The 14,775-nt window shown below is 43.4% G+C and carries 10 protein-coding genes; 7 read left to right on the top strand and 3 right to left on the bottom strand.

Translation table 11 applies throughout. From position 1 onward, the window contains the following. Both putA and ACP45E_RS08615 read right to left on the bottom strand, forming a co-directional pair. A partial coding sequence (putA, locus tag ACP45E_RS08610) for a bifunctional proline dehydrogenase/L-glutamate gamma-semialdehyde dehydrogenase PutA (protein ID WP_141707262.1) occupies positions 1-1,758 on the bottom strand: 1,758 nt, incomplete at its 3' end. A 184-nt stretch (positions 1,759-1,942) separates the two neighbouring features. Continuing rightward, the gene (locus ACP45E_RS08615) at positions 1,943-2,761 is read right to left on the bottom strand and encodes a helix-turn-helix domain-containing protein (protein ID WP_017037777.1); all 819 of its coding nucleotides are present in this window, start codon (positions 2,759-2,761) and stop codon (positions 1,943-1,945) included. Between the two features lie 443 nt (positions 2,762-3,204). Between ACP45E_RS08615 and ACP45E_RS08620 the strand changes: the two genes are divergently transcribed. The 3 genes from ACP45E_RS08620 to ACP45E_RS08630 all read left to right on the top strand — a co-directional run bounded on the left by ACP45E_RS08620 (position 3,205) and on the right by ACP45E_RS08630 (position 7,792). Next, entirely contained in the window at positions 3,205-4,311 is a 1,107-nt protein-coding gene (locus ACP45E_RS08620; RefSeq protein ID WP_017036747.1) for a PEGA domain-containing protein, read from the top strand. A gap of 167 nt (positions 4,312-4,478) precedes the next feature. Next, positions 4,479-6,302, top strand: a complete 1,824-nt coding sequence (locus ACP45E_RS08625; RefSeq protein WP_017037778.1) for an SUMF1/EgtB/PvdO family nonheme iron enzyme — start codon at positions 4,479-4,481, stop codon at positions 6,300-6,302. A 410-nt stretch (positions 6,303-6,712) separates the two neighbouring features. Further along, entirely contained in the window at positions 6,713-7,792 is a 1,080-nt protein-coding gene (locus ACP45E_RS08630; RefSeq protein ID WP_017037779.1) for a GGDEF domain-containing protein, read from the top strand. Between the two features lie 199 nt (positions 7,793-7,991). Here ACP45E_RS08630 and pdxH read toward each other — a convergent pair whose 3' ends face one another. Then, complete coding sequence (pdxH, locus tag ACP45E_RS08635; protein ID WP_017036744.1) at positions 7,992-8,627, bottom strand: pyridoxamine 5'-phosphate oxidase; 636 nt, start codon at positions 8,625-8,627, stop codon at positions 7,992-7,994. 229 nt (positions 8,628-8,856) lie between these two features. Between pdxH and ACP45E_RS08640 the strand changes: the two genes are divergently transcribed. The 4 genes from ACP45E_RS08640 to ACP45E_RS08655 all read left to right on the top strand — a co-directional run. Further along, on the top strand, positions 8,857-10,248 hold the full coding sequence (locus ACP45E_RS08640; protein ID WP_017037780.1) for an HlyD family type I secretion periplasmic adaptor subunit: 1,392 nt from the start codon (positions 8,857-8,859) through the stop codon (positions 10,246-10,248). Between the two features lie 115 nt (positions 10,249-10,363). Beyond that, positions 10,364-11,029 carry a transglutaminase-like cysteine peptidase gene (locus tag ACP45E_RS08645; RefSeq protein ID WP_017036742.1) on the top strand — a complete coding sequence of 222 codons (666 nt, stop codon included), beginning with the start codon at positions 10,364-10,366 and terminating at the stop codon, positions 11,027-11,029. A gap of 5 nt (positions 11,030-11,034) precedes the next feature. Next, the gene (locus ACP45E_RS08650; protein ID WP_017037782.1) at positions 11,035-12,945 is read left to right on the top strand and encodes a bifunctional diguanylate cyclase/phosphodiesterase; all 1,911 of its coding nucleotides are present in this window, start codon (positions 11,035-11,037) and stop codon (positions 12,943-12,945) included. 17 nt (positions 12,946-12,962) lie between these two features. Next, the coding region (locus ACP45E_RS08655) for a type I secretion system permease/ATPase (protein ID WP_069584895.1) at positions 12,963-14,775 on the top strand (1,813 nt) is incomplete at its 3' end.

A 14,775-nucleotide genomic window follows, 5' to 3' on the forward strand; every position in this document is an offset into this window, starting at 1 on the left:
GACCCGCTCTTCCGATCTCTCTAATGATTCAGCTTCCTGCTCGGCGTCGATCTGAATGCCATCAATCATCGGCCCCGCTGACCACTGTTTATCAAGGAAGCTCGACACTTGGTTGTCGAAAACCTTCGCTTCGCTTTCGATATCAATATTGACGCCAGACGAGTTTTTCCGCTCTGAAAAAACCTGTGCAGGTAAAGGAATGCTTTGGTTGTTAAGAGAATCAAAAGCCAACAGCATATCAACGGGATGCTGAGTCAAGCTACCAATTGGACAGCGCGCATCGACCAATCGATGAACAAATGAACTGTTCGCGCCGTTTTCCAATAAACGACGAACAAGATAAGGCAAAAGATCTTTATGGCTTCCAACCGGAGCATAAATGCGAACAGGCTGCTTGAAGGTTGCTTTTGCATGCTCGTGCAAAGCATCTCCCATACCATGCAAACGTTGGTACTCGAATTGATCGTGGGTCGCCATTACCGATATTGCGGTAACAGTTTGCGCATTGTGGCTGGCAAATTGTGGGAAGATATGTCCTTGAACACCCTCACTCAATAAGAATCGAGCACAAGCAAGGTAGGCGACATCGGTGGCTTCTTTCCGAGTGTACACCGGGTAATTAGCATACCCACCTTGTTGAGATAACTTAATCTCAGTATCCCAATAGGCACCTTTAACTAAACGGAGAGGGATTTGGTCGCCTTGATCTTTGGCCAGTTTGGTTAACCAGACAAGCACAGGAAGCGCTCTTTTTTGATACGCTTGCACGACAAGGCCTAACTTACCCCACCCTTTTACTCTTTCGCTTCGATACAGCTTTTTAAACAGATGCAGTGACAATTCCAAACGGTCCGCTTCTTCTGCATCAATGGTAATAGCGACATCCAATTCAACGGCTCTATCCAGTAATTGCATCACTGTGTCGTACAGTTCATTGAGAACGCGCTGCGAATTGGCCACTTCGTACCTAGGATGCAGTGCCGAAAGCTTAATCGAGACTGACGACGGCGAGCCGCTGGTTTGCCCTTGGATTTGACGTCCGACAGCTTCAATAGCCATTAGATAACTTTTAAAGTACTTGTTAGCATCGGCGGTTGTTAATGCTGCTTCACCCAACATATCAAAAGAATAGCTGTAGCCTTTATCGACGAGTGGACGCCCATTCTTTTGTGCTTGCTCGATACTGCGACCAAGCACAAATTGATGCCCCATTATCTTCATTGCTTGGTTCATCGCTTGACGAATCACAGGCTCGGACAATTTGTTGACTAATCGATTCATCGCCTGAGTTGGGCTGTTCGACTCTTTTTCTGATAGGCCTATCACTTTACCCGTCAGCATCAATCCCCATGTTGAGGCATTAACGAAAACTGAATCCGAATTTTTCAAATGAGACTTCCAATCAGCAATGATCAGCTTATCTTTAATCAATGCATCGGCCGTCGCGCTGTCAGGAATTCGCATCAATGCCTCAGCCAAGCACATAAGTAAAATACCTTCATGGGTATCTAGACTGTACTCCAATAGCAGAGCATCGATCATTTGAATGGATTTTTTGTCCGCTCGAATCGCCTCAATTAAATGCGTTGTTTTCTCTTCAATTATTTGTTTTTCATTGTTTGAAGAGGTTGCTAAAGGAATGAGCTGCTCAAGCCATTGTGACTCATCAACCATATATAGGGGAGAGATCTGCGCCCACAGGGTATCCAGTGGCTGATCCATAAACTCTGCTTTCAACACATCGGTCGCTGTAAACATGGTTTTCCTCAATTTGACACCTAAAGAGAATCTTTAGGTTTCCTACCATGGCAGGGAGTGTATTTTGAGCCGACGATGATTACTTGTCAAAAACTCCGAATGATTTGCTGTATTCTACGTTATTTAACAGAATATAAACAAAATCACACCGAATTAACTAATGGATGATACTGCATAAACAATTTTATTTAACATTAAGTACATTTTTGTATTGGCGAGGAGACATACCCTGCAGCCTAGAAAAGGCATGAGCGAAAGTACTTTGCCCAGAGAAACCCGTTAACTCAGCCACTTGACCCAACGAATAGTGGCCTTTTTCAATCAATGATTTAGCTCTGTCGATGCGTTTACCTAAGACATATTGATGTGGTGTAATCCCCATCTGCTCTTTAAATAAGTAATGAAACTGACTTTCCGCTAGAAACACACATCCAGCGAGCTGAGCGACCGATATTTTGCGACTAAGGTGCTGCTCTATGTATCGATCTATCGTGTCTAAAGAGAAACGTGACTCTTTTTTTGAGTGTTGAAACGTCGAAATGTGCCTCTGTAAAAGCGCAACCACCGTATCGTTGCAGGCACGACTTAATAACAGATCATCAGGGTGCAGCTGCATTTCGTTCGTCAGCATCTGAATCAATTTTTGTATCTGATCGTCTAATTGAAAATACGTATTGCAGCAAGAGAGTTGATTCAGCTTTTGAAGCAGCAATGGGTCATCATTTTTGGGCTTGGGCATATTGAGAACCAATATTTCTGAGTTTCCGACAACACCACCAAAAGCATGATCGCTTCCTGATGTCACAACGCAACCTTGCCCAGGACCAACCAAATTACCTTTGCCTGCAACTTCAAACTCTGCTTTGCCTTTTAAACCGATGACAATTTGCGTGTATTGATGTTCATGGCAGTCCATATAAGAAGGTAAAGTGATCAATTCCGCAGGCTTAGGCGACAAAAGATTGGCTCTTTTTCCAAAAATAGGCGTCATGATTTCATTCATCTCTTTCATTTTTGCTAATCTACCCTGATGTATTTGCACATACTATCGCAAAATTCATCGATTATATAATGGCGCCGATCGATTAAAACGGATATAAAACCACACTCATACCCCTGAGTGCCCACCCAAACCCCATGGTTAAAATTTGAGCGATCGCATAAATGGAACAATGATCAAGTGCACATTAATTACGGTTAATGTCGATTCAATCGAAATAGATGGATGCTGCATCAAATTATAGGCTTGCATATTTTAAGATAAAGACCAAAATGGACAGGTACTGATAAAAATTTATCGAACACACTATTATATCAACTTGTTATTGATAAATTTTCCGTGCTGATAGAAACAAAATTTTTATTATGAGACGACCAAATAAGTCGTCAAAAGTTTGTCTTTTCCACTGATAAGTGGGTTAACACGTTAATTTGTTGCAGGGACCTATGATCAAACGTCGAATCCCAGCGCTCTTGCTTGCGCTAAGCCCTTTTTGGGTATCTGTATCGGTGAATGCGGAAGAAGCCAACCAGATAGACCCGGTTGCCGCTATCGATGAAAAAATCAACATTAAGCAAAATGAACTCGATACCATTGCTTCAGATTATGAAGATGAAGCGGGTAAACTTCAGCAGCTTAAGAACGAGCAAGCTCGTCTAACGCGCGATGCAAAAGATCTCAATGCGAAACGCAATCGAGCTAAATCTGCGTTAGATAAGCAGTATAGTCGCCTTCTTGACGACCCTGAGACTGACCTAATTTCATTCCAAAAGAAATATCAGGAAACTTGGGCAGCGGTTAAGAAAAATCAATCTGATACACTGGAAAATGATCAGGCGATGACAGAAGTCGAAATGCGCCTTTCTCAAGTAAAACAGAAGCAAGCTCGTCTTAACACAGAGTTTTCTAACTTAAGAGAATTGCGCGTAGATGCTCGCGTTAAGCGTATTCAATCGGAGCTTCGAGAAAGCGATGTTCTTGAAACCAGCTACAAGACGACCTGCTCGACTACGATGACACTGGGTGAGTGTGCCAACCAAGGCAGTCACTTAACCAAACAAAAGGCCGTTAAAGCCTTTAGGTCTCAGCTGCTTGATAACCTTACAGAGTCGGTCATTGCTAAACAGAATCTGAAAGGTGTTCAGCTCAATATTCATATCCAGGAAAGCCAAGTGGTTCGCAGTGGTTTCGAAGGAAACAACGAATACTTCACTCAATTACAAGCGCAACTTCAAGCCAAGCCAGAAGCCGTTGCGGCCTGTAAGCTTCTTAATGTCTCAAGCCGTTACTGCCTAACCAGTGATTCGACTGCTACGACAAACAAGAAAGATGATAAAAAATGGGCAAACGTGACCGTGCGTTCCGACCAATATAATGACTCCGTTGTCATTAACGGGGTAAATTATGGCAGCACGCCTGTTGAAGTTGTGTTGCCCAATGGTCGTCACCAAGTGAGCGTTTCTAAAAATGGATTCGAGACGTATAACCGCGTGATCACTATCAACGGTAGTGACACGGTTTGGGTGAAGCTACTCCCAAGCAAAGAGAGCTAAAATTTAGGAAATGAAAGCAAGCGCGTATTCGTTCTTGCTTTCGTTTTTTTGTGATCGTTATGACATGACGCCATTTTCTCATTGCCTCGACAGGATGTAATGAGCAAAAGTGGCGTTTTCGTTCAAAATATAACCGTTAATTTTTAATTTGATGAAGTAGGAAAACAATGCGACGAGGTTTACCCGCTCTCTTGCTAGCACTTGCTCCTGGTTTAGTTGCAACCTCAACCATTGCAGAAGATGTACCAACATCGGTCCTTGCAATCGATGACGCACTCTTTACCAAGCACACCGAGTTATCAAACGCTCAGAAAGACTCAGACACCCAACAGCAAGTCGTTGAGACCCATGAACAGCAATTGAGTGATACCAACAAGCAAGCGAAAAAACTGGACCGTTCTTTAGCCAAAGCTAAGTCTAATCTGGAACGCGATTATAACCGCATGATTGACGAACCCGAACTCGACCTTACTTCTTCGCAAGAAAAATACCAAAATGCCTGGGCCAGTGTAAAACAGAATCAAATTTTACGTCTCAATGCAGAACAAGCTCTACAAGAACAGCAATCCATTCTCACTCAAAAGAAAGCGATTGTGGCTAAACTTGAAGAGGACATTACTCACCTAGACCACTCTAAATTACGCGCTCGTGCGGATCGTTTGAAGTCCGAGTTGCGACAATCTGGCACTCAAAATGTTAGCTTTACCAATGTTTGTTCGGCGACAATGACCATTGAACAATGTGATAAGCAAACCGTGGATCTCGCACTTCAAAAATCTGTTAATCAATTTCGAACTGTCCTTGTCAGCAAAACCAGTGAAGAGACACTGATCAAGCAAAATTTAGATAAAGTCTCTTTGAATATTCATGTGCTGAAACACAGTACGATTGAATCGGGTTTCTATGATGGCAAGCGCTACCGTACGATCATGGACGTTGAGCTAGATGCAAGACCAACCGAAGTCACAGCATGTACACTGCTTAACCTTGACGCTAAGTTCTGTTTTGCGCCAGGCCAATACAGTGAAAGTACCGTTAAACAAAAAGAAACGGCCTGGGTGACGCTCATTGTGCGTTCCAATCAACATAATGACCGTGTCGTGGTTAATGGGGTCAAATATGGTAGTACGCCCGTAGAAATCATGTTACCCGTCGGTTCGCACATGGTAAGCGTTGCAAAAGAAGGGTATAGCTCTTTTAATCAAGAGTTGAAAATTAGCTCTGATCATCAACTTCGAGCGGTGTTGCACGAAAATCAAAATGAGCTTAAAGCCGGTCATGTATTTGCAGATGCGCTAGCAAATGAAGGTGTTGCACCAAACCTCGTCACCTTTGTACCTGGAACCTACCTAATCGGAGAACATGGTTCAAAGCAATATCACCTTGATCATGCTTTCGCAATTGGGGCGACTCCGACGACTGTTAATCAGTTTACACGCTTTATTGAAAGCACCAACTATCAGACCGACGCTGAGTTAACCAAAGTATGCACAACCATCACAAGTTCAGAAATCACTCCGATCCCTGATAGTTATTGGCGAAACCCTGGCTTTAAACAGTACGCAAACTCACCCGTTGTTTGTGTCAGTCAAAACGACGCGAACGCCTATACTCGCTGGCTTAGCGAGCAAACAGGATATCGCTATCGACTGCCCACAGAAGAAGAATGGGAAATCGCGGCAAGAGCGGGCGCACAAACTAACTACTGGTGGGGTGACAAGTTTAAACCTGGTGAAGCGAATACCGGTTGGAGTGGCACGCCTTGGTCAAATACCAGCACATCGCCCGTCAGTGCGTTTAAACCCAATAGCATGGGGCTTTACGACATGGTAGGAAACGTATGGGAATGGACAGGGGATCGCCGTGGCATGTCAAAAGGTGGGGCTTGGAGTTTTTCCCCAGCTATGGCTTCATCTCACGAACGACTCTTTGTGGCCCCTTCTTCCGCCTCAAATTATGTGGGCTTTAGGATTATTCGTGACATCAACTGAATACCTAATGTGTCATTAGAGTAAAACTGCTCAGTATAACCATGACGCCACTGACCCTCCGGTTCGTGGCGTTTGTGTTATTTTCATCCAGATACTGAACGTAGCGCGGTGAGCATCCCGCATTTTCAATCAGTGATTTCTTTTGTCAATAGGTCGGATAGACTGTATGACTGCCTCAGTTTTGAGATGTGCGTTGTAAAAATCAAAAGTCACACGCTCATTCAAGGGCCCTATTTTCAATGCTCCCCTAGCTCCATGTCCGCAACCCACTCATATTATTCATGTTAATTGTCAATAAAGCACTGCATCCATCGTATTGGCGTAATACAAGAGAAATATACACGCACGTAACATTTCTTTATCATTTAGCATCGCAACGTTCAGGGAATATCAGTTAGAGAACTCAATCAATGAAAAATGAAGAATTGGATAACAAAATATGCGAAGTTGCCTGTCTATCTCTTGCCATCATGGTCTTGGCAGGAACGACTCTTAGACCTTTGTTTAACGAGCAGCACTACCTATTTACTCTGATTGGGTGTTTCAATTTTCTTATTGCATTCAGTTCGTATTGGTTAATAAAAACGAAGCGAGTGACTCAACATGCAGCAACGTTAGTTCTTACCGTAACGGGGATTTGTTTAGTTCCACTCCTATGGATTTCAGGGGGGCTATTTAGCCAGTTCAATTATCTCATTCCCGTTATTCCAGTCTTTACCTGCCTGTTTGCTAACTGGAAAGTAGTGCTCGCTGTTAGCATTAGCTTAATTTCATTAGTGTTACTTATGTACTTAAAAATGCACTGGTTCATCGATATAGACCAAGAGATCCATTACTCAGAAAGCAAACAAGTCGCCAAGACATTTTGGCTATTAACTTCCATTGTCGTCAGTGCTGCACTTGGTTATTACCATCGAGCACAAAACCAGCAAATAAAGACGCTCCTACACAAGCACGCTTATGTTGATCCTCTGACTGAAATTGGGAACAGACGCTTCATTGAAACCAATTTATCTCAAACTTATGAACAGGTGAAAGCGAGCGAAGGAGCACTCGGTGTCATGCTTATTGATATCGATCACTTCAAAAAATTTAACGACAACTTTGGGCATGAAACTGGAGATAAAGTCCTCAAAGAAGTCGCACAACAACTAGATACACATATTGGAAGCGGCGGCCTAATCGGCCGATTTGGTGGTGAAGAATTTCTTATCGTTTTACCCGAACTTTCTAAAAACGAATTCGATAAAATGGGCAATAACATCGTCAATATCATCCATTCGCTTGAAGTAAAAGACAGTGATATACAACATAGGGTGACGGTCTCTATTGGCGGTTATTGGCAAGAAGGCGCTCGTTTAATGCCTATTAATAAGCTGGTGAAACTCGCCGATAACGCACTCTATAAAGCAAAGAGTCGCGGTAGAAATCAATTTATCGCACACTGCCAAAAGACCGAGGACAGACAAGAATTGTCCTATATCATTTGAATACAAAAACCTTGGAAGTGCTAGATGGTAAGGCTTTGAGTGGCAGGTATATTTGTATGATGTTTCATGCCATGACTAGGGCGTGTTGAACTTTCGAGGTTCAATTTCGTTCGAGATAAATCCGCTCAAAATATCAACAAGCCCTTAAATGGCATATCACTGAAATGGCAGTATCATTGTAAATACAAAGCCCCTCACTCTAGGGTGCAAGCCTATCAATAGTCCACTTGCCTTCATGCTGAGAAAATAAGAAACGATCATGAAGTCGGCTCTCACCACCTTGCCAAAACTCGATGGTTTCGGGTTTGATGCGGTACCCACCCCAGAAGCTTGGAACCGGGATTTCACCCTTCTCAAACTTCTTTTTTAGCTCTAAAAACTTGCCTTCCAGCACACCACGAGCAGAGATACGGCTGCTCTGCTTACTCGCAATAGCGGCTATTTGACTGTCTTTCGGACGAGAAGTGAAATACTTCATATTCTCCAAAGCAGTGAGCTTTTCTGCCGTCCCGGTAATATGGACCTGACGCTCCATTGAATGCCAAGGAAAATGTAAGCTAATCTTACTGTTAACGCCGATCTGCTGCGCTTTTCGGCTTCCCAAATTGGTATAAAAAACAAACCCGTCTTTGTCTGCATTTTTGAGTAACACAATACGCTGAAAAGGCTGTCCATGCTCATCCACAGTGGCAACCGTCATCGCTGTTGGATCGGTCAAATTGGCATCAATAGCTTGTTGCAACCAGCCATTAAACTGGTCAACCGGATCCGCATTGAGATCACGTCTTCTCAATCCGTCTTTTGCGTACTCTCTGCGAATGTCTGAAAGTTCCATAGTAGCTCCTAATCATTTTACTCGATTGTGCTCTGATAGACCTTAGAACTCAAGTATGTTGTCACACACAAAGTTCAAAAATGAAGCTAAACTGAATGATAAGCCACAAAGCCAATGCTAAACATGACCTAAATAAAATAGATATCATTAATAATGATTAGCAAAACCTTAACATTTGAGTCAATTAGTAATAAAATCAATTAAATAATAGCTATGGTAAGGAAGTACCGTGAGCAAAAGCAGTTACGAAAAGCTCTCTCCTACAGAATTAGATTATGTTGATGACAAAACTGCAGCGCTTTTGCTCAATACCCCGAGTAGCGCTCGTGTAATGTTATGGGTCATGATTCTCTTTTTTATTGTCGCTATTGCCTGGGCATCTTGGGCTGAAATAGACAAAGTGACTGTCGGTCAAGGGAAAGTCGTTCCTTCGTCACAAGTTCAGGTCATTCAAAACCTTGAAGGGGGTTTAGTGAAACAAATTCTCGTTCAAGAAGGGGATTTTGTTGAAAAAGGACAGCAGCTACTACTCATTGACGACACTCGCTTTCGGTCTGATTTTCGCGAGCGTGAGCAACAGGTATCCAACTTAACAGCCAGCGTGTTTCAACTTGCAGCGTCTATTTCTAGCGTAGTGGTAAAAGACGAGTTTAATCTCGACAACTGGCAGACCAACGTCACGATCAATTACGGGCAACTTGTCTTCCCCCCTGCACTCGCCGAATCCAAACCTGAGTTAGTTGCACGGCAAAAAGCCGAGTACCGGCAGGATCTCAATAATTTAAGAAACCAAATCTCAGTCATTGATCAGCAAGTCTCACAGAAACTTCAAGATCTCGTAGAGACCCAAGCCCGCATAAAAAACCTCCGACAAAGCTACGATTTCGCCAATAAAGAGCTCGAGATTACTCGCCCTCTAGCTGAAGAAGGCGTGGTGCCACGCATTGAACTATTGAAACTTCAAAGGCAAGTGAACGACACTCAGCGAGAGCTCACATCAAGCGAATTGAAAGTGCCGATACTGCGTTCGGCGATCAGGGAGTCCATGCTCAGTCGCATTAATGCGGCCCAAGATTTTCGTTCTGAGCAACAAGAGAAACTTAATGAAGCGCAAGACAGGCTCTCTTCTATGACGGAATCCAAAATAGGGCTAGAAGATCGTGTGAACCGGACGGTTGTGGTTTCGCCAGTGACCGGAACTGTGAAAACACTCTACGTCAATACCGTGGGCGGGGTTATTCAACCAGGTATGGATATCGTCGAGATCGTACCCACAGAAGATACACTCTTAGTCGAGGCACAAATTGCGCCACAAGACATTGCATTTTTGCGCCCTGACTTGACCGCTATTGTAAAATTCAGTGCATACGACTTTACCAAGTACGGTGGCCTAGAGGGCTCGCTGGAACATATCAGCGCGGATACAACGCAAGACGAGGAAGGAAAAAGTTTCTATTTAGTACGTATTCGCACAAATCAAAAGGGATTAGGTACAGATGATACTCTACCCATCATCCCTGGTATGACAGCCTCGGTTGATATTATTACCGGAAAAAGAACGGTGATGAACTATCTTCTAAAACCAATCTTAAGTGCTCAGCAGAACGCGCTAAAAGAATAAAAACGATAACTTCGATGGCTTTAACCAGCACTAAAACTGCGAGCTATAGAGCGAATTCAACGACCAATGGGATGGTATATGACCACGTACTTGCGACTCGGGATGTAATTCTTTCATGCACAATTATTGGCTGATATTACTACTGGTACTATTTACTGCATCTAACTCGGTGGCTCTGAACACTCAAGAGCAACAATGGGTCGATGCAGTCCATAATACCTATGGTGATAGAGCAGGAAAACGAGTCGATACGTGGCGCAAAAAAATGGCAGTATTTCATGGGTTGCCTGAACGAGATCAATTGACAGAAGTTAACCGTTTTTTTAACCAACTTAACTTTGTGAATGATATCAACCTCTGGGGAAAGAAAGACTACTGGGCTACACCCCTTGAATTTTTGGGCGCCAATGCTGGTGACTGTGAAGACTTCACCATTGCTAAATATTTTTCTTTGCTCGAACTTGGTGTTCCAGATAAAAAACTTCGTTTGGTTTATGTTAAAGCGATAGAACTCAATCAATTCCATATGGTTCTAGCTTACTACTCTACACCGAGTGCGGAACCGATTATTTTAGACAACATTAACGGACAAATTAAACCAGCCTCAAAAAGAACCGATCTACTGCCTATTTACAGTTTTAATGGTAAAAATTTATGGCTGATGAAATCGAAAAAGGGCCAACTGGCTGGGGAGTCCTCGCGCTTGAGCTTATGGAATGACCTAAGAGCAAGAGAACGATCACTAAAACTTAACAAACCTATTGTTAGTTACGATGAGTAAGCAACATGACACTATATAAACAGCTTGTCGCTGGTATGATTGCAGTTTTTGTAATGCTGATGGCATCGGTATTCATTATCGAGTTCAATACCACACGAGATAACCTCGAGCAGCAGCAACGTTCGGAAGTCAATAACACCATCAACACGGTCGGATTAGCACTCGCACCTTACCTACAAGATAAGGATATCGTTGCGGTTGAATCGGTCATTAATGCCCTTTTCGATGGCAGTAGTTACGCCATTGTCCGATTGATATTCTTAGATACAGGCGAAGAGATCCTGCGCTCTTATCCGATAAAACCGAACAATGTTCCAGATTGGTTTACCAACCTTGGGCTGTTTGAGCGCATTCACGATCGACGTGTGGTGACCAGTGGTTGGATGCAACTGGCTGAAGTCGAAATTGTCAGTCACCCTGGGGGCGCATATGTTCAACTCTGGAACGCTCTCCAACGCCTCGCTATTGCTTTCTCCATGATTTTCGTACTCGGATTGCTTTCGATTGCTTTTATCCTGAAACGGGCTCTTCGACCGCTGCAACTTATCGTTGAAAAAATGGAACAGGTTGCCAAAAATCAATTTGGTGAGCCACTTCCTAGGCCTGCAACTAAAGACTTAATCTACGTTGTCGACGGCATTAACAGCATGTCTGAACAAGTTGAAAAAGCGTTTCGCGCGCAGGCAAAAGAAGCGCAGCAGCTTCGTGAGCGAGCTTATATTGACCCAGTATCTAAGCTCGGAAACCGCGCTTACTATATGAACCAGCTCAATGCTTGGCTGAGTGAAAATTCAAACGGTGGCGTCGCTATTTTAGAAGCTGGATTTATCAAAGAGTTGTACGATGAAAAAGGCTATGAATCCGGTGATGGTATGGTCCAGCAGTTGGCTGATCATCTTAAAATTTCCATCTCATACCCTAACCTAACCATTGCTAGAATTTCGACTGAGGAATTCGGATTTATATTCCCTAACATCGATGACAGTGAGCTAAAAATCGTTGCAGAGAGTTTGCTTAGCTATGTTCAAGACATTAATTCCGACCCGACAGGAACTGCGGCTCTGAACCTATCTTTGGGCGTGGTTCATACTAAAGATTCAAAATCCTCAACCGAGATTTTAACCCTGCTTGATAACGCACTAGCGACGGCTAAGTCCAGCCCAGAAATAAGATATGGTTATGTATCCAGTACAAATACTCAGAACATCATGGGTAAGCAACAATGGAAAGCACTAGTCGAAGAAGCCATTCACAACAATCTTATACAGTTTCGCTTCCAAGCTGCCAACAATAGTTGGGGGCAAACCTATCACCGCGAAGTCTTTTCTTCGATCGAAAAAGATGGGGAGCGCTTTAGTGCAAACCAATACCTGTTCGCATTAGAGCAATTGAACGCCAGCCATATTTTTGATGAATTCGTCATTAATTCGATGATCGATAAGCTAGAGGCAAACGAGTTTGTTGATCCTGTCGCAATCAACATATCCCAAAGCAGCATTTCCCAACCAAGTTTCATACGTTGGATTGGTCAAAAACTGTCGAAACATACCTCGATCACCGACAAGCTTCATTTTGAGATTCCAGAAACATGCTTTAACACCTCACCTCATCATACCGCACTGTTTTGTAATGCAGTTCGTAATGCTGGTGCAGAATTTGGGGTAGATAATTACGGAAGGAACTTCCAATCTCTCGACTATATCAACGAATTCAGACCTGCTTATGTAAAACTGGACTACCTATTCACTCACCATTTAGATGATGAGAAACAGAAGTTCACTTTAACGTCGATCTCACGGACAGCGCACAACCTTGGCATCAAAACCATTGCATCTCGTGTAGAAACACAAATGCAGCTCGACTTTTTGTCTGAGCACTTTATTGAAGTTTTCCAAGGCTTTATTGTCGACAAATAACATGAAGGTTTAACTGAATGCAGGATCCGCTACTTAATTCGCTCATTTATGTGAGCCGCTATTATGGATTAGCAAATTCACCAGAAGCATTGATCAATGGCTTACCATTGTCAGAAGGTAAATTAACGCCCTTTTTATTCCCGCGTTCAGCTGAACGCGCAGGTTTGGTTGCAAAAGAAAATCAGGCTCAATTAAAAGACATCCCAACTCTGATTTTACCCGTCGTCCTTCTACTCAAAGATGGCGACGCATGTGTGCTTAATAGCATCAATCTAGAAAAAGAAGAGGCGGAAATAGTCACAGGTGAATCCGGGCTTGTTCCAATCTCGATCTCGCTGGCAGATTTAGAACCCCAGTTTACCGGACGATATTTCCTAGTTAAAAAACAGTTTCGTTACGATGAACGATCGCCTGAAATACTGAAAACTCGCGATGGACATTGGTTTTGGGGGACTATCTGGCAGTCGAAAAAAATCTACCGCGATGTTTTTATTGCATCCATACTGATCAATATTTTCGCCATTGCCGCACCCATGTTTACTCGCTTAGTTTACGATAAAGTTGTGCCAAACTTGGCTTTTGAAACTCTGTGGGTGTTAGCCAGCGGCATCTTCATCATTTTCTTATTTGATTTATCACTAAAACTGTTACGAAGTTACTTTATTGATGTTGCGGGGAAAAAGTCCGATATTCTCATTTCCTCGAAGCTGTTTAGTAAAGTCCTTGGCATTAGAATGGAATCCAAGCCGCCTTCCGTTGGCGCTTTTGCTCGACACTTGCAAGAGTTCGAATCGATTAGGGAATTTTTCACCTCAGCGACGATATCTTCATTAATCGATCTGCCGTTTTCATTGCTCTTTCTTGCCTTAATTTGGTTGATGGCTGGCGATCTCGTCTATGTGCCGATTGCCGGAGTTTTGATCCTAGTTATTTACTCCCTTTTAATTCAAGGACCACTGCGACGTGCGATTGAAGAAGGGTCTAGACTAGCATCTCAGAAATACGCCAACCTCATAGAAAGCCTCGCTGGCCTAGAAACCCTCAAGCTGTTTGGCGCTCAAAGTCAGTTTCAGTATCGTTGGGAAGAGGCGGTTGCGCATATGGCGAACTGGAACATCAAAAGCCGACGTATTACAGACGGTATTCAAAACACGGCAGGTTTTGTTCAACAGGCTTCAAACGTTGGCATGATCATCCTTGGTGTTTATCTGATTGCTGAAGGCGAGTTAACCATGGGTGGCCTGATTGCTGCGACGATGCTAAGTGGACGAGCAATTGGCCCTATGGTCCAGCTTTCACTGCTCTCTACTCGTTATAACCAGGCTAAATCGTCCATGTCTATCATCGAACAAGTGATGGGGATGCCCGATGAGCAAGAAGAAGGCAAGCGATATATTCACAGACCCATCGTCCAAGGAAAGATTGAACTTGACCGAGTCACATTCAACTACCCAGATTCTCCTATTGCTTCGATTCGTGAACTTAGCTTAACCATAAATCCTGGCGAAAAAGTCGCCATTATAGGTAGAATAGGTTCAGGTAAAACCACACTAGAGCGCCTAATTATGGGCCTGTACCAGCCTATTGAAGGCAGTGTACGTATTGATGATACGGATATTAAGCAGCTTCATCACATTGATATTCGTAGAAATATCGGCTGTGTCCCCCAAGACAGTAATCTATTTTATGGTTCAATTCGTGACAATATCACCCTCGGTCGTCCGTTAGCAGATGATCGCGATGTCATGGACGCAGCGAATCGAGCTGGGGTAACTGTGTTTACTCAGCAAGATCCAGCGGGTCTTGAACGCCAAGTCGGTGAAGGAGGAC

Origin of the sequence: Vibrio genomosp. F10 str. 9ZD137, assembly GCF_049974785.1 — a bacterium.
Classification (GTDB): Bacteria; Pseudomonadota; Gammaproteobacteria; order Enterobacterales; family Vibrionaceae; genus Vibrio.

What these genes read in the sequence shown, in the direction of transcription:
- ACP45E_RS08625 (WP_017037778.1), top strand. Translation starts at nt 4,479, where the DNA reads ATGCGACGAGGTTTACCCGCTCTCTTGCTAGCACTTGCTCCTGGTTTA.
- pdxH (WP_017036744.1), bottom strand. Translation starts at nt 8,627, where the DNA reads ATGGAACTTTCAGACATTCGCAGAGAGTACGCAAAAGACGGATTGAGA.
- ACP45E_RS08630 (WP_017037779.1), top strand. Translation starts at nt 6,713, where the DNA reads ATGAAAAATGAAGAATTGGATAACAAAATATGCGAAGTTGCCTGTCTA.
- ACP45E_RS08620 (WP_017036747.1), top strand. Translation starts at nt 3,205, where the DNA reads ATGATCAAACGTCGAATCCCAGCGCTCTTGCTTGCGCTAAGCCCTTTT.
- ACP45E_RS08650 (WP_017037782.1), top strand. Translation starts at nt 11,035, where the DNA reads ATGACACTATATAAACAGCTTGTCGCTGGTATGATTGCAGTTTTTGTA.
- ACP45E_RS08645 (WP_017036742.1), top strand. Translation starts at nt 10,364, where the DNA reads ATGCACAATTATTGGCTGATATTACTACTGGTACTATTTACTGCATCT.
- ACP45E_RS08615 (WP_017037777.1), bottom strand. Translation starts at nt 2,761, where the DNA reads ATGAATGAAATCATGACGCCTATTTTTGGAAAAAGAGCCAATCTTTTG.